Origin of the sequence: Cedecea sp. FDAARGOS_727, assembly GCF_012273235.1 — a bacterium.
Taxonomy (GTDB): Bacteria; Pseudomonadota; Gammaproteobacteria; order Enterobacterales; family Enterobacteriaceae; genus Cedecea; species Cedecea davisae.
This window is the reverse complement of the sequence record NZ_CP050966.1, coordinates 2,842,790-2,864,582: the sequence shown is the minus strand read 5'-3', so window position 1 is coordinate 2,864,582 and position 21,793 is coordinate 2,842,790. Positions and strand designations below refer to the sequence as shown.

Below are 21,793 nucleotides of genomic sequence, written 5' to 3'. Positions count from 1 at the left end.
GGCTCTGTATTCGAGTGGCGGCAAGAGAGCACGCTTCAGAAGTTTACTCAGGCCAGTGACTAAAGCTGGAGAGCGCAGCCAACACGGCTGCGGCTTGTAGGATGCGCTATTTCAGGCGTGGCGGCGTATCGCGTGGCTATACATCACCCGGCCGATGATTTTGAGATGCTGTTCATTCTCTTCGCTAATTCGCCAGTCCGCATATTTGGGGTTGTCGGAGCGAACCAGCAGGCTGTCGTGGGTCATTTGCAGACGCTTGACCAGCAGTTGGCCTTTATAGAGGAAGACATAAATTCCGTCGCCGTCGAAATAGTCTTTCGCGATATCGACAAAGATATAGTCACCCAGCTCGATAGTGCCGGACATACTATCGCCGGTGACGGTAATCACCTTGATTGTCGAGGCAGGACGATGGCCGAACAGCTCCAGCGCCTCCTGGCTGTCGTAAACAATATGATTGATGGTTTCGGTAACTTCACTGGAGATAAGCCGCCCCGGCCCCGCGCTGGCTTCGATATCCAGCACGTCGATACGAAAGCCCTGCTCTTCCGGCTGCCGAAATTCGTAAACCACCGCATCCTCAGCATGAACGGCAAGATCGCGAGCCTCCGGCGAATAAGCGCCTTCGCTGCCGTGTTGTAACCACAGCACGTCGGCATGGAGGAAGGTTGCAAGCTCATACATCTTATCCTGCCTCGGGATCGACTCGGCGTTGAGCCATTTACTTACCGCCTTAGAGGAGACGCCCAGCGCGCGCGCTATTGCCATACCGCGCCCAAATTCATCGAGGTTTGCTTCGCTGCAGGCCTGCGCCAGCCTGCGGGAAAAAGCTTCGCGCAGTTGTTCTCTCTGTACCATAAGTACGATCCCGGTGGAGTTATCATGACCAATAGTTCAAGTCTACCACGTACTGAAAGTACGGGAAGCAGAAAACGTAAAGGCTCAGCATCATTGGGGATGTTTTGCTTTTGTGGTAAAGTGCGCGCCATCGAAATTTCCGTGCGGTAGAGAATGCATTCATTGAACAAAACACTGTTTAAATATACATGCATTTTTGATTTTACCAGCGGGAAACGTGAAAATATCTTTTTGACCGGCAGGACGGGTAAGGCAAGGCACTGAAATGGCACTATTAATTACGAAAAAGTGTATCAACTGCGATATGTGCGAGCCGGAGTGCCCGAACCAGGCTATTTCGATGGGGGAGGCTATCTACCAGATAGATACCGACCGCTGCACCGAATGCATTGGCCATTATGAAACGCCGACCTGCCAAAAAGTTTGCCCTATCCCGGGCACAATCATCGGCGATCCGGCGCATAAAGAAAATGAAGAGCAGCTTTGGGATAAATTTGTGCTGCTCCACCATGCCGATAAGCTTTAGCTTTCGATTATCACCGTCGCGCAGGCGTAATGGCGCTCGTCGGCAAGCGTTACGTGTACCGACCGCACGCCCATTTTCTTCGCCAGCCTTTCGGCCTCCTCCCAGAAACGCAGCTGCGGTTTACCCAGCGGGTCGTTAAACACCTCGAACTGATTAAACGCCAGCCCGTTGCGGATCCCGGTGCCGAAGGCTTTCGCTGCCGCCTCCTTCACCGCAAAACGCTTCGCGAGGAAACGAACGGGCTGCTGATGAGCCTGATATTGAGCCCATTCGTTTTCGCTCAACACGCGCTTTGCCAGCCGGTCGCCGGAGCGGGAGATGACGCCTTCAATGCGTTCAATCTCCACGATATCGGTACCAAGGCCAAGGATCGCCATTAACGACGCGCTTCCAGCATCAGGCGTTTCATTTCCGCCACGGCTTCTTTCAGGCCGCTCATCACCGCTCGCCCGATAATGGCGTGGCCGATATTCAGCTCATACATTTCAGGAATACGGGCGATAGCCTGCACGTTGTGGTAAGTCAGGCCGTGCCCGGCGTTAACCTTCAGCCCTTTAGAAGCTGCATAAGTAGCCGCTTCGGCAATACGCGCCAGCTCTTTAGACCGGGTCGCTTCGTCTTTCGCATCGGCATAGCAGCCGGTGTGAATTTCGATATACGGCGCGCCAACCGCAACGGCAGCATCGATTTGCGCATGGTCAGCGTCAATAAACAGCGAAACCAGAATACCCGCGTCGGCCAGGCGTTTACAGGCATCGCGCATTTTGTCCAGTTGGCCAGCCACGTCAAGCCCGCCTTCGGTAGTCACTTCCTGACGCTTTTCAGGCACCAGGCAGCAAAAATGAGGTTTCGTCTCGCAGGCGATAGCAAGCATCTCTTCGGTGACGGCCATTTCGAGGTTCATGCGGGTGTCGAGGGTTTCGCGCAGCACGCGGACGTCTCTGTCGGTGATATGGCGGCGATCTTCACGCAAATGTACCGTGATGCCGTCCGCTCCGGCCTGTTCTGCGATAAACGCAGCCTGGACCGGGTCCGGGTATGCCGTGCCGCGTGCGTTACGCAGGGTAGCGATATGATCGATGTTGACGCCTAACAGTAATTCAGCCATGACAATCCTCAGAGTTCGCAGACAGATGCCGGGCAGTTTACACCTGCCGGGGAAAGCGTGGCTACAGGCGGTGATTACTGTGAGCTATCCGGGGATTCAGGTGGCGATTTTTTCGGCACAAACTGGCGGAACAGTTCGCGGCTTTTAAGCGGTTTACCTTGCAAATAAGGTTTGAGCGCCATACGGGTGAAGCGTTTTGCGGCACGGAGCGTATCACCGTCCGGAAATTCACGCTCGGCCAGCGCCCTCAGATGGCGGCCGGTAAAACTGTTATGGCCAATGACCACGCTGGCGATAAAGCCTTTTTCTTCCCGATAAGTGTAGGTCATGGTGTCGCTGACCTCTTCCCCGCTACCGGCGCAGTGGAGAAAGTCCACGCCGTAGCCAAGATGCCCCAGCAAAGCCAGTTCAAAACGACGCAGCGCAGGCTCCGGCGTGCCTATGGTGCCAGCCAGCGCCTGAATACAGTAAAGGTAGTCGAAGAAGAGTTCAGAGAAACGGGTCTCCTGCTCCAGCACGCGAGCCACCAGCTCATTAACGTACAGGCCGCTATAGAGAGAAATACCGCTTAGGGGAAGTGCCAGCGAGACAGCTTCGGCGCTGCGCAGCGTTTTGACTTCGCCGCGCCCGCCCCAGCGAACCAGCAGAGGGGTAAAAGGCTGTAACGCCCCTTTGAGGTTAGAGCGTTTCGAACGCGCGCCTTTAGCAATCAGACGGACGCGCCCGGACTCTTCGGAAAACAGGTCGAGCAGAAGGCTGGTTTCGCTCCAGGGGCGACTATGCAGGACAAAAGCCCGTTGCCAGCCTTCCATGTGATTAACTCAGGTCGTCGGTATAACCGAGGCTACGCAGCGCGCGCTCGTCATCGGCCCAGCCTGATTTCACTTTAACCCACAGCTCAAGGTGAACTTTGGCTTCGAACATCTCTTCCATATCTTTACGGGCTTCAATGCCGATGGTTTTGATTTTGGCACCTTTGTTGCCAATGACCATCTTCTTCTGCCCTTCACGCTCAACGAGGATCAGCCCGTTGATGTCGTATCCGCCGCGTTCGTTGGTAACAAACTGTTCAATTTCAACGGTGACGGAGTAAGGCAGTTCGGCCCCCAGGAAACGCATCAGTTTTTCACGGATGATTTCTGACGCCATAAAGCGCTGGGAACGGTCGGTAATGTACTCTTCCGGGAAGTGATGGATTGCTTCCGGCAGGTGCTTACGAACGATTCCGGCGATGGTGTCAACGTTCATTCCGGTTTCAGCAGAAATCGGCACGATGTCGAGGAAGTTCATCTGGCTACCGAGGAACTGCAGGTGCGGCAGCAGAATGCTCTTGTCCTGAACGTTATCAACCTTGTTTACCGCCAGAATAACCGGCGCACGGCTATCACGCAGCTTGTTAAGCACCATCTCGTCGTCCGGCGTCCAGCGGGTGCCTTCAACCACGAAAATAACCAGCTCAACGTCGCCGATAGAGCTGCTGGCCGCGCGGTTCATCAAGCGGTTGATGGCGCGCTTTTCTTCCATGTGCAGCCCCGGGGTATCGACATAAATAGCCTGATAAGCCCCTTCGGTATGGATACCCATAATGCGGTGACGCGTGGTCTGCGCCTTACGCGAGGTAATGGAAACTTTCTGCCCAAGCAGCTGGTTCAGCAGCGTGGATTTGCCGACGTTCGGACGGCCAACGATGGCCGCGAAGCCGCAATATGTTTTTTCTTCGCTCATTCCAGCTCCAGCTTTTTAAGCGCCTGCTCAGCTGCAGCCTGTTCCGCTTTACGGCGGCTCGAACCAGTCCCAACGACCGGCTCAGGCAGGCCACTCACCTGACAGTGAATGGTAAATTCCTGATCGTGCGCTTCACCACGAACCTGCACCACCAGATAAGACGGCAGCGGCAAATGGCGACCCTGCAGATACTCCTGCAGACGCGTTTTAGGGTCTTTTTGCTTGTCGCCCGGACTGATTTCGTCGAGACGGGTCTGATACCAGGAGAGGATCAGACGCTCAATGTTCTGGATATCGCTGTCGAGGAAAATGCCGCCGATTAATGCTTCAACGGTATCGGCAAGAATCGACTCACGGCGGAAGCCGCCACTTTTCAGCTCACCCGGCCCAAGACGCAGACACTCACCCAGCTCGAATTCACGAGCGATTTCAGCCAGCGTATTACCGCGAACCAGCGTCGCACGCATACGGCTCATATCGCCCTCGTCTACACGAGGAAAGCGATGATACAGCGCGTTAGCGATAACATAACTGAGAATGGAGTCACCCAAAAACTCAAGACGCTCGTTGTGTTTGCTGCTGGCACTACGGTGGGTTAATGCCTGTTGCAACAGATCCTGATGTTGAAAAGTGTAGCCCAGCTTACGCTGCAGCCTATTTATTACGATGGGATTCATGCGATACCAAAATTAATGAATGCGTCAACTATTCAGCACACGGAACAGACCTGAGAAACAAACCAACGCTGTTTCGTGTGCCGTGGCTCCCTTTCGGGAGCCAACCTTTAAAAGCGGGATTATTCTATACACAACGACAGGGGATGTCGTTAGTTTGTGGGATTTAATTGCTTAATGAATGCCGCCAATCCGATTCAAACGAACACCCGTTGGCCATTCGCCTTCCTGTTTCTCGAAACTCATCCAGATAGCTGTCGCTTTACCGACCAGATTTTGCTCCGGAACGAATCCCCAGTAACGGCTATCGGCGCTGTTATCGCGGTTGTCACCCATCATGAAATAATGACCCGGTGGCACAATCCACGTTGCCAGCGGCAGGCCGGACTGCTGGTAATACATTCCCACCTGATCCTGAGCAATCGGCACGGTCAGAATGTTGTGAGTGACGTCGCCCAGCGTCTCTTTACGCTCGCTCAGGCGCACGCCGTCATCACGGGTCTGGTCTTTGGGCATCTGGAAGAAACCGGAGGTCGCTTCGCTGCCGTTACGGCGGGCAAAGGTCTGCACAAAATCACTGGCTTCCACATTGGAATAAGTGATTGGCAGCGCATTGTCACAGGCCTGACCGGAACTGCAGTTCGGCTGAACGGTCACTTCCTTAGACTGCGGATCGTAGCTTACGCGGTCACCCGGCAACCCCACCACGCGCTTGATGTAATCCAGACGCGGATCTTCAGGATATTTAAATACCGCGATGTCACCGCGTTTAGGGTGCCCGGTTTCAATCAAGGTTTTCTGGTAAATCGGATCTTTAATTCCGTAGGCAAATTTCTCTACCAGAATAAAATCACCGATTAACAGCGTTGGCATCATCGAACCTGATGGGATCTGGAACGGCTCGTAAATAAATGAGCGCACCACCAGAACAATAGCCAGCACCGGGAATACCGAAGCGCCGGTTTCCAGCCAGCCCGGTTTAGGGCCGACCTTTTTCAGCGTCTTTTTGTCCAGCGCGTCACCGGTGGCAGCCTGAGCTGCCGCCTGTTTTTCACGACGTTTTGGCGCAAAGATAAATTTATCCAGACACCATAAAATGCCCGTCACCAGCGTGGCTACCACGAGGATCAAAGCAAACATATTCGCCATGCCAACTCCTTAGATTATTTGCCGTCTTTGCCGACATGCAGGATGGCGAGGAACGCTTCCTGAGGCAGTTCGACGTTACCGACCTGCTTCATACGCTTCTTACCGTCTTTCTGTTTCTGCAACAGCTTTTTCTTACGGCTTACGTCACCGCCGTAGCATTTTGCCAGTACGTTTTTACGCAGCTGTTTCACCGTCGAACGCGCGATGATGTGGTTGCCGATGGCAGCCTGAATCGCGATATCGAACTGCTGGCGAGGGATCAGATCTTTCATCTTCTCCACCAGCTCGCGGCCGCGATACGGGGCGTTATCGTTGTGCGTAATCAGCGCCAGGGCATCCACGCGGTCGCCGTTTATCAGTACATCAACGCGCACCATGTTGGAAGCCTGGAAACGTTTGAAATTGTAATCCAGCGACGCATAGCCACGAGAAGTCGACTTGAGGCGGTCGAAGAAGTCGAGCACCACTTCCGCCATCGGGATTTCGTAGGTCAGGGCAACCTGGTTCCCGTGGTAAACCATGTTGGTCTGCACGCCACGTTTTTCGATGCACAGCGTGATCACGTTGCCGAGGAATTCCTGCGGCAGCAGCATGTGACATTCGGCGATAGGTTCACGCAGCTCTTCGATGTTGTTCAGCGCAGGCAGCTTGGACGGGCTATCAACGTAGATAATCTCTTTGTTGGTCGTCTGCACTTCGTAAACTACCGTTGGTGCGGTGGTTATCAGGTCGAGGTCATACTCACGCTCCAGACGTTCCTGGATAATTTCCATGTGCAACAGGCCGAGGAAGCCGCAGCGGAAGCCGAAGCCCAGCGCAGTGGAGCTTTCTGGCTCGTAGAACAGGGAGGCGTCGTTCAGGCTGAGTTTGCCCAGCGCATCACGGAAGTTTTCGTAATCGTCAGAGCTGACCGGGAACAGACCGGCATAAACCTGAGGCTTAACTTTCTTAAAGCCGGGCAGCGCTTTGTCCGCCGGGTTGCGGGACAGCGTCAGGGTATCGCCTACCGGCGCGCCCAGGATGTCTTTAATCGCACAAACCAGCCAGCCAACTTCCCCGCACTTCAGTTCGGTACGGTCAATTTGCTTCGGTGTGAAGATGCCCAGACGGTCTGCGTTATAGACCTGGCCGGTGCTCATTACTTTTACTTTATCGCCCTTACGCAGGGTGCCGTTTTTCACACGGATCAGGGAGACAACGCCGAGGTAGTTATCGAACCAGGAGTCGATGATCAGCGCCTGCAGCGGCGCGTCCGGGTCGCCCTCAGGTGCCGGTATGTCGCGTACCAGGCGCTCTAAAACGTCAGGCACGCCCACGCCGGTTTTCGCGGAGCAGCGCACCGCGTCGGCCGCGTCGATACCAACAATATCCTCAATCTCTTCAGCCACGCGCTCAGGGTCAGCGGCAGGCAGGTCAATCTTGTTGAGAACCGGAACTACTTCCAGGTCCATTTCCATGGCCGTGTAGCAGTTTGCCAGGGTCTGAGCTTCAACGCCCTGCCCGGCATCCACCACCAGCAGAGCGCCTTCACAGGCCGCCAGCGAGCGGGAAACTTCATAGGAGAAGTCAACGTGCCCAGGGGTGTCGATGAAGTTCAGCTGATAGGTCTCACCGTCTTTGGCTTTGTAGTCGAGCGTGACGCTCTGCGCTTTGATGGTGATACCACGTTCACGTTCCAGATCCATGGAGTCCAGAACCTGAGCCGCCATTTCGCGGTCGGACAGGCCGCCGCAAATCTGGATGATACGGTCAGACAGCGTCGATTTACCGTGGTCGATGTGGGCAATAATAGAAAAGTTGCGTATGTTCTTCATAGTTAGAGGTTTTTATGCCTTACAAATGGCCTGTGAGCTCGGCGCTTCGCGCAGTACGGAGCAGGATGTCAGTGACTGTCTTCTGCCTGAAACGCCGCATTCTACACTACAACCAGAAAGCGAGGAAACTGCTCATCCTGCAAGCTTAGTTAAGCCGTAGGCAGGATGTGCAAAGATATGTCAACCAGAGGGAAATTACGGGTTTTCAGCCGGGGGAGTTGAGGTGTCGACGCGTAATGCATCCGGGCCAAGCGCAACGCTCAGGATAACCGGCTGCCAGCTTTCACGGCTGCTGAAGCGCTGTGAAACGCCTCGCGCAATCAGGAAGCCGCCCACGCCGCCCAGCAGCGCCCCGGCCATAGCAGCGAGGTTGGTGCTAAACAGCGTCTGGAACAACGCGGAACAGAGGAACAACCCGACCAGAGGCGACATATAAACCAGCAGAGCGGAACCCAGCAGGCTGCCTTCGGCAATGCCCAGTTCAACTTTCTGCCCCGCCACCAGCGGCTGCTCGCTTGGCACCGACAGCAAATGACTGGTTTGCGGCCCGAGCTTATTCAGTACCCGGGTGCCGCAGCCCGAACGCGAAGCGCAACTGCTGCAAGAAGCCTTGACGTCGCAGTGCAATAAAGCCTCGCCGTTTTCCCAGGAGACAACGGTCGCCCACTCTTTAATCATGGCGTCGCCCCGTTGAATTTAATGCTGTCGGTAATACGTTTGGCCGTTTGCGGAGGTAACTCACCCACAACGGTAATTTCCGTTTTATCCCGAATTTCAGTATTCACGGTGCGGCGGCCGGTGCGTACCATCTGATCGCCATTGGTGCTGGCAGCCGGCGCCTGGCTGACGTTCACCGAGAAGCTGAACAAACCGTCAGAATAGAGGCGAGACTCAATCGGAACGCCAACGGTCGGCAGCGGCCTGCGGCTGCTGGAAACTTCACTGAACCCCTGCGGCAGCCAGGACGGCGCCCATGAGAAGTTAGCTTTCTCCGCGCCCGGCACAGACAGCAGCGGCGGCAGAGTAGCCTTCGCAAGGTTCTGCATCAGGCTGCTGGCCTGGTTCTCTACGGAGAACGAAACCACCCGGAATTGTTCCAGCGTTTCGCCATCGCGATCCAACAGATCGACGCGCAGCGGCAGCTTGGTTTCAGTATCGATCCAGACAATATAGTTATAACGCGTTCCGTCTCGCGCAACGACGCGAATTACCTCGCACAGGCGATCGGCAATACGCGTGCGCCCGACGGAGATAAAGTCGTAATACGGCGTTAAGCGCTTGAAGTCGGTATAGACGATGGACGGAAGGGAGTCGACGATGTAGTCCCCGGTGAGCGTGAACGGCTCAAGCCCGGGTTCAAAATAGCTTATCTCGTTGCCGCGCTGAACCACTTCCCTGCGCGGGCCATCCATTTGCAGGAACTGGGCAAGCGGGCGGTTATCAAGACGCGCGTGGCGGTAACTAAGAGACTCAATCCCTTGTTTACTGATATTGATAAACGCCAGCTCATAGTTGAGTGACTGACTTGCCTGGTTCATCTGCTGCAACAACGCCCCGGACGAAACAGTGTCCGCCGAGGCGCTGGAGGTGAACAACAGGCTGCCTGCCACTAAAGACAGGGCACACCAAAGTTGCTTCATTACTGCGATTGCGTTCCTAAAGTTTGGTTTCCTGGCACTTGCACAGCGGCCTGCTGGGTTTGCGCCTGTTCAAACTGGAGCTGCTCGGAGTGTAAACGACGCTGCAATTCATAATCCTGCAGCATAGCGTTAATACGACGACGCTGTTCCTGTACCTGCTGACTGCTGCTGCCGTTGCTGGCAGTTGCATCAGACGGTACGCCCAGGCTTACCGGGCTGGCTTTGCCCATCATCGGCAGCGTGTTAAATACCGGAGTTTCCGGCTGAGCAGCACCATCAGACTGGCCGTTATAGTGCTGTACGCCGACGATAACCGCAAGCGATACGCATGCAGCAACGCCCATCTGGGTTAGCTGGCTCGCCCACGGACGCACCTTGTGCCAGAACGGCATTTTCTGCCATTGCTGAGGCTGCGGCTGTGATTCGGCAATCAGCGGCGCGACTTTGCGCACTGGTTCATCAGCGATAGCCGCCATCACTTTGGCAGAAATATCGAAATGAAGAATGTCACTGGTATCTCCGCGCATCGTGTCGCGGATGAGATGGTAGCTCTCCCAGCTCTGCTGTAGCGTCTGGTCTTGCGACAAACGGTTAAGCAGCTCGCTATCGAGAGATTCGCCATCCATTAAAGCGGAAAGTTGTTCTTTCTGCATGCCTAAATACCCTTCCAGTAATCCGCTATCGTCAACGCCTGATAAGCGGTTGAACTTTATTATCGATAGCTTCCCGAGCACGGAAGATACGAGAACGCACTGTACCTACCGGGCAGTCCATAATGGCGGCTATCTCTTCATAGCTCAAACCATCCAGCTCCCGCAACGTAATTGCCATGCGTAAATCTTCCGGGAGCGACTCAATAGTACGGAAAACTATCTGTCTCAGCTCTTCAGACAACATTAAGTTCTCAGGGTTCGAAATTTCTTTCAGCGCGCTGCCACTTTCGTAGTTTTCCGCATCAATTGCGTCTACATCGCTGGAAGGTGGACGGCGCCCCTGAGCAACCAGATAATTTTTTGCCGTGTTGACCGCGATGCGGTACAGCCACGTATAAAACGCGCTATCGCCGCGGAATGAGTCCAGCGCGCGATAAGCCTTAATGAATGATTCCTGTACCACGTCCGGGACATCCCCTGACGGTACATATCGGGAAACCAGGCTCGCAACTTTATGCTGGTAGCGAACCACCAGTAGGTTGAAAGATTTCTGATCTCCCTTCTGGACCCGTTCGACGAGGACCTGATCCGTTAACTGCTCGCTCATCCGAGGTAATGTCTCCCCAAACCTAATATCCACGCGTAATCGAAATGCCACTCGAACCCTGCATTTTTGAGCAAGCTTAGAGTTGGAGCGCCCGAGGTGAGCAAAGTTCCGTTACGCCTTTGTTTTTCTGTCATGTTTCGCGGATTGAATCTTTTCATTATAAGTTCCGCTACGCAAAACGGTAACGCCGATTCTTCCGAATCACCGCTTAAAAAGTTAGCGAGCAGAGTATCGCATGAATCGAGGCTTTTCATCATTTAATCTGCTGTTTATCCCCTGTAAACGGGATTTTTTTACATATTTTGACCGACTTCTCCCCGCAAGATCTCCGGGTGCCACTGTTTAGTGCGCCCAACAATTTCATAAAAAAGAGTGTCCTGACGCGCACCTGGTGCTATTGTCGGCCTACCACTGTTTAGTAAATTAAACATCATGAATATAAATAGCGATCTGGTCTGTGATGTTCTTATCGTCGGTAGCGGCGCTGCCGGCCTCTCTCTGGCCCTCAGGCTTGCCCACAACAGCAAGGTCATTGTGCTGAGTAAGGGGCCGATTAATGAAGGGTCAACCTTTTATGCCCAGGGCGGCATTGCGGCGGTGTTCGACGAAACCGACAGCATTGGCTCCCATATCGACGACACGCTTATTGCCGGAGCAGGGATCTGTGACCGCGATGCGGTAGAGTTCGTCGCCAGCAACGCCAAACACTGCGTACAGTGGCTGATAGACCAGGGCGTGATGTTCGACACACAGACGCTTGCCAACGGCGAGGAAAGCTACCATTTAACCCGTGAAGGCGGCCATAGCCACCGCCGCATCCTTCACGCGGCCGACGCCACCGGCAAAGAAGTCGAAACCACATTAGTTGGCAAAGCGCTCAGCCATCCGAATATTCAGGTTATTGAACGCAGTAATGCCGTGGATTTAATCATCTCCGATAAAATCGGGCTGCCGGGAACCCGTCGCGTGGTGGGAGCCTGGGTCTGGAACCGCAATCGCGAAAAAGTTGAAACCTGCCGGGCTAAAGCCGTGGTATTGGCAACGGGTGGTGCTTCGAAGGTTTACCAATATACGACCAACCCGGACATTTCATCCGGCGATGGAATTGCAATGGCCTGGCGCGCAGGCTGCCGGGTAGCAAACCTTGAATTCAACCAATTCCACCCGACGGCGTTGTATCACCCGCAGGCGCGAAACTTCCTGCTTACCGAGGCGCTGCGCGGCGAAGGCGCTTACCTGAAGCGCCCGGATGGCTCCCGCTTTATGCCGGACTTTGATGAACGGGCAGAGCTTGCGCCGCGGGATATTGTCGCCCGCGCAATCGATCATGAAATGAAGCGTCTAGGCGCAGACTGCATGTATCTTGATATCAGCCATAAGCCGGACACTTTTGTGCGCCAGCACTTCCCGACTATTTATGAAAAACTGCTCGGGTTGGGCATTGATTTGACTAAAGAAGCCGTTCCCATCGTACCGGCCGCGCATTACACCTGCGGCGGCGTAATGGTTGATGAGCACGGGCGAACTGACGTTGACGGGCTTTATGCGATAGGAGAAGTGACTTATACCGGCCTGCATGGCGCAAACCGTATGGCTTCTAACTCTCTGCTTGAATGCCTGGTTTACGGCTGGTCTGCCGCAGAGGATATTCTTAAACGCCTGCCCTACGCACGCGAGAGCAAAAATCTGCCGGACTGGGATGACAGCCGCGTCGACAATCCCGACGAGCAGGTCGTTATCCAGCATAACTGGCACGAGCTGCGGCTTTTTATGTGGGACTACGTGGGGATTGTTCGCACAACCCGGAGGCTGGAACGTGCGCTGCGCCGCATTACCATGCTTCAGCAGGAAATTGACGAGTATTACGCCAACTTCCGCGTTTCCAACAATCTGCTTGAGCTGAGGAACCTGGTGCAGGTGGCCGAGCTTATTGTGCGCTGTGCGATGCAGCGCAAAGAGAGCCGCGGCCTGCATTACACGCTCGACTACCCGGAGCAGCTAAGCGATTCAGGCCCAAGCGTACTGTCGCCGCTCTACATAAACAGGTAGAAATCCTGGGTCAGGCCGCAATAGCCTTCGGAATAGGTTTGGTCTGGCCCACGAATCACCAGGCGTTCGCTAAAGTATTCCCCACCAGTTGGAGAGAGCGCCAGCATCACGCGATGCGGCAAGCGGGTTTCGTTATCCGCAACATCCGTGCGATAGCGAACGTGCCAGCCCTCGGATTTAGCCAGTTCGCTGAAAGCCGTACCGGCCGCTTCCGGCATAATCACGCAGAAAAAACCGTCTTCGGTTATAAGCTGCTCCGCGCTGCTCAACAACGCACGGTGATCCAGCGTAGTGGTGTAGCGTGCCTGAGCACGTTCCGGCGAAGCACAGTTGCTTCCCTGCTCAAAGAACGGCGGGTTGCTGACAATCAGGGAGTAACGCTGAGTTGCCTGCTGCGCCCAGTCGCGAATATCCGCACAGTGGACCTTAATACGCGAAGCCCAACGGCAGGCAGCCGCATTTTCCGCAGCCTGTTCTGCGGCAATCGGATCAAGCTCTACGGCTTCAATAGTGACGTCTTCCGGCGTACGCTGAGCCAACATCAGCGCCAACAGGCCGCTGCCGGTGCCGATATCCAGCACGCTTTTTACCCTGGCAACCGGCACCCATGCGCCGAGTAGCGTTCCATCCGTTCCCACCTTCATGGCACAGCGATCGTGCGCGACAAAAAACTGTTTGAAAGTGAATCCGTCCCGACGTAATACCGCTTTTTGATCCGACATCTTATCTACCTTGCAAAGAAACCGCCGTAGCATAAGTGAAACGAGCAACGACGGAAAGACACAAACAGATGAAGATCGCGGTCATAACGTCTATAATCGGCGTCCCAAATAGAGGTAGACCATGACTGTAAGCACTTTTTCCGAACTCGAACTTGATGAAAGCCTTTTGGACGCGCTCCAGGAGAAGGGCTTTACTCGCCCGACAGCAATCCAGGCTGCGGCCATTCCTCCTGCACTTGAAGGGCGCGATGTGCTGGGTTCAGCACCAACGGGTACCGGTAAAACCGCAGCTTACCTGCTGCCTGCTTTACAGCATCTGGTCGACTTCCCGCGTAAGAAATCTGGCCCGCCGCGCATCCTGATAGTGACGCCGACCCGCGAACTGGCTATGCAGGTAGCGGATCACGCCCGCGAGCTGGCAAAACATACCCATCTGGATATCGCGACCATTACCGGCGGCGTGGCTTATATGAACCATGCAGAGGTTTTCAGCGAGAACCAGGATATCGTGGTTGCGACAACCGGTCGCCTGCTGCAATACATTAAGGAAGAAAACTTCGACTGCCGTGCGGTTGAAACGCTGATCCTTGATGAAGCAGACCGCATGCTGGACATGGGCTTCGCGCAGGATATTGAAACCATTGCCGCTGAAACCCGCTGGCGTAAGCAGACGATGCTGTTCTCCGCAACGCTTGAAGGCGATGCTATCAAGAACTTCGCTGAGCGCCTGCTGGAAGATCCGGTTGAAGTTTCGGCTATCCCGTCCACGCGTGAGCGCAAAAAAATTCATCAGTGGTATTATCGCGCTGATGATATCGAGCATAAAACCAAATTGCTGGTTAACCTGCTGAACCAGCCGGACACCACCCGCTCTATCGTCTTCGTGCGTAAACGTGAGCGTGTGCATGAGCTGGTTGCGTGGCTGCGCGAAGCAGGTATCAATACCTGCTATCTGGAAGGCGAGATGGTGCAGGCTAAGCGTAACGAAGCTATCAAGCGTTTAACCGATGGCCGCGTTAACGTGCTGGTTGCTACCGATATAGCTGCCCGAGGGATTGATATTCCTGATGTCAGCCATGTGTTCAACTTTGACCTGCCGCGCACCGCTGATATCTACCTGCACCGCATCGGTCGTACCGGGCGTGCGGGTATGAAAGGCACCGCAATTTCTCTGGTTGAGGCTCACGATCATCTGCTGCTGGGTAAAATTACCCGCTACATGAAAGAGCCGATGAAGTCTCGCGTGATTGATGAACTTCGCCCAACGACTCGCGCACCTAGCGAGAAGCTTACCGGCAAGCCTTCCAAGAAAGTGCTGGCCAAGCGCGAAGAGAAGAAAAAAGAGAAAGACAAAGAGAAGCCGCGTGTGAAAGTTCGTCACCGCGATCAGAAAAACATCGGTAAACGCCGCAAGCCAAGCGCGACGAAAGATGATACTGCTGAATAATCACTCTGCATAACAAAAAAGCCGCCCTTTTGAGGCGGCTTTTTTGTGGCAATTCATCTGATTATGGGTGCTTTGAAGCACTTCTTTGCTGAAAGCGTAAAAAAGCCGGCTCGCAGGCCGGCTTTTTATCACATAACAGAAATTACAGGCTTTCGGTGAAAGTACGGGTAATAACGTCGCGCTGCTGCTCCGGAGTCAGGGAGTTAAAGCGAACCGCATAACCTGAAACGCGGATGGTCAGCTGCGGATATTTTTCCGGATGCTTAACGGCATCTTCCAGCGTTTCGCGGCGCAAAACGTTAACGTTCAGGTGCTGACCGCCTTCCACGCGAACTTCCGGTTTTACTTCCATTGGAATTTCACGGTATTCGAACTGACCCAGTTTGCTCACCGCAACTACTTCATCTTCAGCAAAACCGGCTTTTGCACAGACGCAGCGCGCCTCGCCTTTTTCGTTGTCGAGCAGCCAGAAAGAGTTCAGAAGTTCATCATTTGCCGCTTTTGTAATCTGGATACCAGTAATCATTTTATTTCTCCCTCAGGGTAATGTGCTGATTCTTTGGGCCAGCAATCTGGCTCATTGGTAAAACCTTTGTTGCTTTGTTGTTCTTATATCAGTCTGCCTGGCTCGATTCTTTGACTTAAATCAATTAAATCCACACACTAAAAATGGCTATAAGAGGATTTATTTGTTTTACATCAACTTAGCGACATGCGGTAATATTAAAAAGTTTGTAAATTTTCAACTTTATTTTGCATCGTAGCCCATTGATGCCACGCAATATTTTGCTCATGAAGCAGAAGCAGTTAAGCTATCGGACAAACACATTCGCGGGAGAGCGAGATGACAACCCAACTCACCTGGCACGACGTGCTGGCTGAAGAGAAGCAGCAGCCCTACTTTATCAATACGCTTAATGCTGTTGCGGCAGAGCGGGCGGCGGGCGTAACTGTTTATCCTGTGCAGAAAGACGTATTTAACGCTTTTCGTTTTACCGAGCTGGGTGACGTTAAAGTGGTGATTTTGGGTCAGGATCCTTATCACGGCCCGGGGCAGGCACACGGGCTTTCTTTCTCGGTGCTCCCGAGTATTACGCCGCCACCCTCGCTGGTCAATATGTATAAGGAGCTCGCCGCTTCCGTTCCTGGCTTTACTCGCCCGACGCACGGTTACCTGGAAAGCTGGGCGCGCCAGGGCGTGCTGCTGCTCAACACGGTGCTGACCGTAGAGGCCGGAAAGGCGCATTCCCACGCTAACTTCGGCTGGGAAACCTTTACCGATAAGGTGATTGCATTAATTAATCAGCACCGTGAAGGCGTGGTATTCCTGCTGTGGGGCGCACATGCCCAGCGTAAAGGCAGTATTATCGATCGCCAGCGGCATCATGTTTTAACAGCGCCTCACCCGTCACCGCTTTCGGCACATCGCGGTTTCTTCGGCTGCGGGCATTTTGTGAAGGCCAACGAGTATCTGGCCGGGCGCGGAGAGCAAGCAATAGACTGGATGCCACAGCTGCCGGCTGAAAACAGCTGAATTCAAAGCAAAAAAAAGCCAGCTATTACGCTGGCTTTTTTATCACAGGGAAAGTGGTTACGCCTTGTTCTGACGCCACCATTCACCCAGCAATACGCCGGTTGCTACCGAAACGTTGAGGCTTTCAACATTCCCCGTACCTTCAATTGCCACGCTCATATCCGCGTTTTCAAAAGTGGTATCGGAAACGCCGTCGCGCTCCTGACCAAGCACCAGCACCATTTTCTTAGGCAACTCGGCTTTGTACAGCGGAGTTCCCTGGTGGCTGGAGGTGGTTACGATGGTATAGCCCGCTTTACGGAAGGCTTCCAGACCGTCACCAAACGTTTCGCCACTAATGGCAACTACGTGCTCAGCGCCGCCTTCTGCGGTACGAACCGCCGCGCCAGACTCCAGTAAAGAAGCATCCTGAATCAGCAGCCCCTTCACGCCGAAGTGCGCACAGCTACGCATGATGCCGCCGAGATTATGCGGGTTACCCACATCTTCCAGCGCCAGCACACAATCGTCTTCACCGGCTTTATTCAGCCAGCTCTGAACGCTGATGCCGCTGCGTTTTTTAATAATGAAGCAAACGCCGCCGTGATGTTCTGTTCCGGAAGCTTTTGCAAGTTCCGCATCATCCACTACGTGGTAGGCCTTGCGGTTCGCAGCCATCCAGCGCAGCGCCTCTTTGAAGCGCGGCGTTACGCTCTGGATAAACCAGGCGCGCACGATGCACTCAGGGCGACTCTGGAACAGAGCCTTACACGCATTTTCACCATAGACGCGGGTTTCTTCGGCGCGCTGGCGACGAATCACTTCCGGATCGATGACATTTTTAGTGCCGGTACCGTCATTGTCGAACGTTGACGGAGCTTCTTCTCTTGGCGGACGGGAAACCGTACGCCACGGGGAAGACGCTTCACCGCGATCGCCTCTGTCGTTACGTTCATTACGATCGCGCCCGCCGCGAGGTTTATCATCGTGACGAGCCGGACGGCGACCGCCGCCTTCACCACGCGACGCACCAGCAGGACGCCCACCACCTTTCCCGGTACGCGGGTTTTGGGTGCGTTTTTCGCTTTCGTCGTCACCGCGGACATACATCACTTTGACCTTGCCGCTTTTACCTTTAAATTCGTCGTTCATTGTTCCTCCACCTGGCTGAGCGCGAAGCGCGCAGATTACCTGATGTGGCATGGGTTAGCCATTAACTTTGCTTAAAAGCTAATAACTATTGTACTCATTGAATAAATCGCTTTGTTGAGCCACACATCTTCACCGATAATATGTAACATACTTGAAACATCCTCGGCGCCTGACGCCGATTTTCGACAACCCATTCTCTCTGAGGTGAGTTATGAATACCGTTTGTGCCGACTGCCAGGCCATCAACCGCATTCCTGACGACCGTATTGATGACGGCGCAAAATGCGGCCGCTGCGGTCACGAACTGTTTGATGGCGAAGTGATTAACGCCACCAGCGCCACGCTGGATAAACTGCTGAAAGACGACTTGCCGGTAGTTATCGATTTCTGGGCGCCATGGTGCGGCCCGTGCGTTAACTTTGCCCCGATTTTTGAAGATGTCGCCGAAGAACGCAGCGGCAAAGTTCGCTTTGTTAAGGTGAACACCGAAGCTGAACAAGAGCTTAGCGCACGCTTCCGCATTCGAAGCATTCCAACCATTATGATTTTCAAGAAGGGCCAGGTTGTCGATATGCTGAATGGCGCAATGCCAAAAGCACCGTTTGATAGCTGGCTGGACGAAAATCTCTAAAGCTGAGGGGCATCTTCTTTGTGCCCCTTGACGCTATCTACGTTAGAATGGCGTTTTTAACCAAGTCTGCTTAATGATCGAAAACGCCGTTCTTCGCCTCCGTGCCGCTCGTCTCGCCCGCGCTACCCGCCCTTTTCTCGCTCGCGGGAACCGTATTCGCCGCTGCCAGCGCTGCCTTTTGCCGCTAAAACAGTGCCTGTGTGAAACACTTCAGGCGCAAAGCGCACGCAGCCGTTTTTGTCTGGTGATGTTCGACACCGAACCGATGAAACCCAGCAATACAGGGCGTTTAATTGCCGATATCTTACCGGATACCGAGGCTTTCCAGTGGTCGCGTACCGAGCCACCTCAGGCGCTTTTGGATCTGGTTGCCAACCCAGACTACCAGCCAATGGTGGTTTTCCCGGCCTCTTACGCAGATCCCGGGAGAGAAGTGCTCTCGGTTCCCCCTATGCACGGTAAACCGCTGCTGTTTATTATGCTGGACGGCACCTGGACCGAAGCGCGAAAAATGTTTCGCAAAAGCCCGTATCTCGACTCGCTGCCGGTCATCTCCGTGGATTTAAGTATTACCTCTGCCTACCGATTGCGTGAAGCGCATGCCGACGGCCAGTATTGCACCGCCGAAGTTGCGGCCGCCTTGCTGGAACTGGCCGGAGATAGCCTGGCCTCTAAAGGGTTAACGGACCATTTCACGCTGTTCCGCGAACGCTATCTGGCGGGGAAACCTCATCATCAATCCAGCATCACAGCAGAAATCACGGAAAACGTTTAGACTCTCCTCAACATCACTCAGGGGAGAGAGTCGTGAGCCAACGAGGACTGGAAGCGCTGCTGCGTCCGAAATCCATTGCCGTTATCGGCGCATCGGCAAAAACCGATCGCGCCGGCTATTTAATGATGCGCAACCTGCTTGCCGGAGGCTTCAATGGCCCGGTTATGCCGGTCACTCCGACTCATAAAGCCGTGTGCGGCGTGCTGGCCTGGCCAGATATCGCAAGCCTGCCGTTTGCCCCGGATCTCGCGGTTATCTGTACCCACTCCCGTCGTAATCCGGAACTGCTTGAAGCCCTGGGTAATAAAGGCTGCAAAGCCTGCATTATTCTTTCGGCTCCTCCTGAGCAGTTGTCCGATCTGTTAGCCTGCGCAGCTCGCTTTCAAATACGACTGCTTGGCCCAAATAGCCTCGGGCTGCTTGCTCCGTGGCAGGGGCTAAATGCCAGCTTCTCTCCGGTCCCTATTCAGAAAGGCAAACTGGCTTTTATCTCTCAGTCAGCCGCCGTTTCAAATACCATCCTTGACTGGGCGCAGCAGCGCGAGATGGGCTTCTCCTGGTTTATCGCCCTCGGCGACAGCCTCGATATTGACGTAGATGAGTTGCTCGATTACCTGGCGCGGGATAATAAAACCAGCGCCATCCTGCTATACCTTGAACACCTCAGCGATGCTCGCCGTTTCGTCTCCGCCGCGCGAAGCGCTTCGCGTAATAAGCCCATTCTGGTGATTAAAAGCGGGCGTAGCGCTAAAGCCCAGACGCTGTTAAAGACTCATCCCGGACTCGACGCTGCCTGGGACGCGGCCATTCAACGAGCTGGCCTGCTGCGGGTTCAGGATACTCACGAACTGTTCTCCGCCGTTGAAACGTTGAGCCACATGCGCCCGCTGCGCGGAGAACGTTTAATGATAGTCAGCAACGGCGCGGCTCCGGCAGCGCTCGCGCTGGACGAGTTATGGCTGCGTAATGGCAAGCTCGCCGTTTTAAGCGAGGAAACCACACAATCGCTGGCGGCGGCTTTACCTCCCGGAGTAGAGCCGGGTAACCCCATTGACTTGCGCGATGATGCCACGCCAGGCCGCTATTTATTGGCGGTAGAGAAACTGCTGGATAGCCATGATTTGGATGCGCTAATGGTGATTCATTCTCCCAGCGCTGCCGCTCCGGGCACGGCCAGCGCTCTGGCCTTAATAGATTTATTACAACGCCATCCGCGCGGTAAATACCTGACGATTATCACCAACTGGTGCGGCGAATTTTCCTCCCAGGAAGCAAGGCGTTTGTTTAGCGATGCTGGCATTCCGACCTACCGCACGCCGGAGGGAGCGGTAACCGCCTTTATGCATATGGTGGAGTATCGCCGCAATCAGAAGCAGCTGCGGGAAACCCCGGCCCTGCCCGCTAACCTGACGGCCGACACCGGCGAGGCCCATCATCTTATCCGCCAGGCGCTACAGCAGGGCGTGACGACTCTGGATACCCATGAAGTCCGCCCGATACTTCAGGCCTATGGGCTTACAACGCTGCCAACCTGGATTGCCAGCGACAGCGCCGAGGCAGTGCATATCGCCGAGCAGCTTGGCTACCCGGTGGCTTTAAAGCTCCGCTCTCCTGATATTCCACATAAATCAGAAGTTCAGGGGGTGATGCTTTACCTGCGCACCGCCAGCGAAGTGCAGCAGGCGGCTGAGGCGATTATCGATCGAGTGAAGCTAGCCTGGCCGCAGGCACGTATTCATGGGCTGCTGGTACAAAGCATGGCGAACCGCGCTGGTGCTCAGGAGCTGCGGGTCGTGGTCGAGCACGATCCAGTGTTTGGCCCGCTGATTATGCTGGGAGAAGGCGGCGTCGAATGGCGACCAGAAAGGCAGGCTGCCGTCGCACTTCCGCCTTTAAATATGAACCTGGCCCGTTATCTGGTTATTCAGGCAATAAAGAGCGGCAAGATCCGCAGCCGTAGCGCGCTGCGCCCGCTGGATGTGGCGGGGATAAGCCAGGTGCTGGTGCAGGTTTCCAATCTGATAATCGATTGCCCGGAAATCGAGCGTCTTGATATTCACCCGCTGCTGGCCTCGGGCAATGAGTTCACTCTGCTGGACGTAACGCTCCAGCTAGCTAAGTTTACCGGAGATGCAGACGCCAGGCTCGCAGTGCGCCCCTATCCCCATCAACTTGAGGAAGTTGTGCAATTAAAAAATGGCGATCGCTGCCTGTTCCGACCGATCCTGCCGGAAGACGAACCCCAGTTGCAGCGTTTTATTGCCCAGGTAACCAAAGAAGATCTCTATTACCGCTACTTCAGCGAGATCAACGAATTTACCCACGAAGATTTAGCCAACATGACGCAGATCGACTACGATCGGGAAATGGCGTTTGTGGCCGTGCGGCGAGTCAACGGCTGCGATGAGATCCTGGGCGTAACCAGAGCGATTTCAGATGCGGATAATGTTGATGCCGAGTTCGCGGTACTGGTACGTTCTGACTTAAAAGGGCTTGGGCTGGGGCGTCGGCTGCTGGCCAAACTTATCGGTTATACCCGACAGCACGGCCTTCTGAGGCTGAATGGCATTACCATGCCAAACAATCAGGGGATGATAACCCTGGCCCGGAAACTGGGTTTCAGCGTTGATATTCAGCTTGAAGACGGTATCGTAAGCCTGACGCTGAAGCTAAACGAAAGCACAGATTCGTGAGTAAGGTACTGGAAAACATACTCACTTTGCCGGGCAGTAGTGGTATTATCAGCAGGT

At 54.4% G+C, this 21,793-nt stretch carries 23 protein-coding genes; 7 read left to right on the top strand and 16 right to left on the bottom strand.

The features are described from left to right. Positions 1-111: 111 nt before the first annotated feature. Entirely contained in the window at positions 112-858 is a 747-nt protein-coding gene (locus tag FOC35_RS13645) for a helix-turn-helix transcriptional regulator (RefSeq protein ID WP_016537810.1), read from the bottom strand. Between the two features lie 265 nt (positions 859-1,123). Here FOC35_RS13645 and FOC35_RS13640 point away from each other — a divergent pair, with 265 nt between their 5' ends. Continuing rightward, the gene (locus FOC35_RS13640) at positions 1,124-1,384 is read left to right on the top strand and encodes a YfhL family 4Fe-4S dicluster ferredoxin (protein WP_016537812.1); all 261 of its coding nucleotides are present in this window, start codon (positions 1,124-1,126) and stop codon (positions 1,382-1,384) included. Here the strand turns inward: FOC35_RS13640 and acpS are convergent. The 12 genes from acpS to rseD form a co-directional block, all read right to left on the bottom strand. Next, on the bottom strand, positions 1,381-1,761 hold the full coding sequence (gene acpS / locus FOC35_RS13635; protein WP_172569168.1) for a holo-ACP synthase: 381 nt from the start codon (positions 1,759-1,761) through the stop codon (positions 1,381-1,383). The genes FOC35_RS13640 and acpS overlap by 4 nt on opposite strands. Beyond that, positions 1,761-2,492 (bottom strand): pyridoxine 5'-phosphate synthase, encoded by a 732-nt coding sequence (pdxJ, locus tag FOC35_RS13630; RefSeq protein WP_172569167.1) that lies wholly within the window; start codon positions 2,490-2,492, stop codon positions 1,761-1,763. Before pdxJ ends, acpS begins: the two co-directional genes overlap by 1 nt. A gap of 74 nt (positions 2,493-2,566) precedes the next feature. Then, positions 2,567-3,304 carry a DNA repair protein RecO gene (gene recO, locus FOC35_RS13625; protein ID WP_172569166.1) on the bottom strand — a complete coding sequence of 246 codons (738 nt, stop codon included), beginning with the start codon at positions 3,302-3,304 and terminating at the stop codon, positions 2,567-2,569. A 4-nt stretch (positions 3,305-3,308) separates the two neighbouring features. Then, complete coding sequence (gene era, locus FOC35_RS13620) at positions 3,309-4,217, bottom strand: GTPase Era (RefSeq protein WP_016537816.1); 909 nt, start codon at positions 4,215-4,217, stop codon at positions 3,309-3,311. Continuing rightward, positions 4,214-4,894 carry a ribonuclease III gene (gene rnc, locus FOC35_RS13615; protein ID WP_039898663.1) on the bottom strand — a complete coding sequence of 227 codons (681 nt, stop codon included), beginning with the start codon at positions 4,892-4,894 and terminating at the stop codon, positions 4,214-4,216. The genes era and rnc overlap by 4 nt, the downstream gene beginning before the upstream one ends. Positions 4,895-5,065: 171 nt before the next feature. After that, a complete protein-coding gene (lepB, locus tag FOC35_RS13610; protein WP_016537817.1) occupies positions 5,066-6,040 on the bottom strand; it encodes a signal peptidase I in 975 nt (324 codons plus the stop codon). A 14-nt stretch (positions 6,041-6,054) separates the two neighbouring features. Continuing rightward, the gene (lepA, locus tag FOC35_RS13605) at positions 6,055-7,854 is read right to left on the bottom strand and encodes a translation elongation factor 4 (protein ID WP_016537818.1); all 1,800 of its coding nucleotides are present in this window, start codon (positions 7,852-7,854) and stop codon (positions 6,055-6,057) included. Positions 7,855-8,049: 195 nt separating this feature from the next. Beyond that, a complete protein-coding gene (rseC, locus tag FOC35_RS13600; RefSeq protein WP_016537819.1) occupies positions 8,050-8,532 on the bottom strand; it encodes a SoxR-reducing system protein RseC in 483 nt (160 codons plus the stop codon). Continuing rightward, the gene (rseB, locus tag FOC35_RS13595) at positions 8,529-9,494 is read right to left on the bottom strand and encodes a sigma-E factor regulatory protein RseB (protein ID WP_172569165.1); all 966 of its coding nucleotides are present in this window, start codon (positions 9,492-9,494) and stop codon (positions 8,529-8,531) included. The genes rseC and rseB overlap by 4 nt, the downstream gene beginning before the upstream one ends. Further along, positions 9,494-10,147 (bottom strand): anti-sigma-E factor RseA, encoded by a 654-nt coding sequence (gene rseA, locus FOC35_RS13590; protein ID WP_016537821.1) that lies wholly within the window; start codon positions 10,145-10,147, stop codon positions 9,494-9,496. The genes rseB and rseA overlap by 1 nt, the downstream gene beginning before the upstream one ends. A gap of 31 nt (positions 10,148-10,178) precedes the next feature. After that, positions 10,179-10,754 carry an RNA polymerase sigma factor RpoE gene (gene rpoE, locus FOC35_RS13585; RefSeq protein ID WP_016537822.1) on the bottom strand — a complete coding sequence of 192 codons (576 nt, stop codon included), beginning with the start codon at positions 10,752-10,754 and terminating at the stop codon, positions 10,179-10,181. Next, positions 10,751-10,888, bottom strand: coding sequence for a rpoE leader peptide RseD (gene rseD / locus FOC35_RS13580; protein WP_147293951.1), 138 nt, complete (start codon positions 10,886-10,888; stop codon positions 10,751-10,753). Before rseD ends, rpoE begins: the two co-directional genes overlap by 4 nt. Positions 10,889-11,186: 298 nt before the next feature. On the opposite strand from rseD, the gene nadB reads away from it, so the two are divergent. Then, positions 11,187-12,803: an L-aspartate oxidase gene (gene nadB, locus FOC35_RS13575; RefSeq protein ID WP_172569164.1), complete on the top strand. Its 1,617-nt coding sequence runs from the start codon at positions 11,187-11,189 to the stop codon at positions 12,801-12,803. On the opposite strand, the gene FOC35_RS13570 is transcribed toward nadB, so the two are convergent. Then, positions 12,788-13,525, bottom strand: coding sequence for a tRNA1(Val) (adenine(37)-N6)-methyltransferase (locus FOC35_RS13570; protein ID WP_172569163.1), 738 nt, complete (start codon positions 13,523-13,525; stop codon positions 12,788-12,790). The genes nadB and FOC35_RS13570 overlap by 16 nt on opposite strands. 121 nt (positions 13,526-13,646) lie before the next feature. Between FOC35_RS13570 and srmB the strand changes: the two genes are divergently transcribed. Then, the gene (gene srmB / locus FOC35_RS13565) at positions 13,647-14,972 is read left to right on the top strand and encodes an ATP-dependent RNA helicase SrmB (RefSeq protein WP_172569162.1); all 1,326 of its coding nucleotides are present in this window, start codon (positions 13,647-13,649) and stop codon (positions 14,970-14,972) included. Between the two features lie 142 nt (positions 14,973-15,114). Here srmB and grcA read toward each other — a convergent pair whose 3' ends face one another. Then, positions 15,115-15,498 carry an autonomous glycyl radical cofactor GrcA gene (grcA, locus tag FOC35_RS13560; RefSeq protein WP_016537828.1) on the bottom strand — a complete coding sequence of 128 codons (384 nt, stop codon included), beginning with the start codon at positions 15,496-15,498 and terminating at the stop codon, positions 15,115-15,117. 318 nt (positions 15,499-15,816) lie between these two features. Here grcA and ung point away from each other — a divergent pair, with 318 nt between their 5' ends. Then, positions 15,817-16,506 carry a uracil-DNA glycosylase gene (gene ung / locus FOC35_RS13555; protein WP_172569161.1) on the top strand — a complete coding sequence of 230 codons (690 nt, stop codon included), beginning with the start codon at positions 15,817-15,819 and terminating at the stop codon, positions 16,504-16,506. 57 nt (positions 16,507-16,563) lie between these two features. Here ung and FOC35_RS13550 read toward each other — a convergent pair whose 3' ends face one another. Further along, positions 16,564-17,637 carry a tRNA/rRNA methyltransferase gene (locus FOC35_RS13550; RefSeq protein ID WP_172569160.1) on the bottom strand — a complete coding sequence of 358 codons (1,074 nt, stop codon included), beginning with the start codon at positions 17,635-17,637 and terminating at the stop codon, positions 16,564-16,566. Positions 17,638-17,848: 211 nt separating this feature from the next. Here FOC35_RS13550 and trxC point away from each other — a divergent pair, with 211 nt between their 5' ends. The 3 genes from trxC (at position 17,849) to pat (ending at position 21,736) form a co-directional block, all read left to right on the top strand. Then, a complete protein-coding gene (gene trxC, locus FOC35_RS13545; protein ID WP_172569159.1) occupies positions 17,849-18,268 on the top strand; it encodes a thioredoxin TrxC in 420 nt (139 codons plus the stop codon). Positions 18,269-18,341: 73 nt separating this feature from the next. Then, on the top strand, positions 18,342-19,043 hold the full coding sequence (locus tag FOC35_RS13540) for a tRNA-uridine aminocarboxypropyltransferase (protein WP_172569158.1): 702 nt from the start codon (positions 18,342-18,344) through the stop codon (positions 19,041-19,043). A gap of 32 nt (positions 19,044-19,075) precedes the next feature. After that, positions 19,076-21,736, top strand: coding sequence for a protein lysine acetyltransferase (gene pat, locus FOC35_RS13535; protein WP_172569157.1), 2,661 nt, complete (start codon positions 19,076-19,078; stop codon positions 21,734-21,736). Positions 21,737-21,793: the final 57 nt, after the last annotated feature.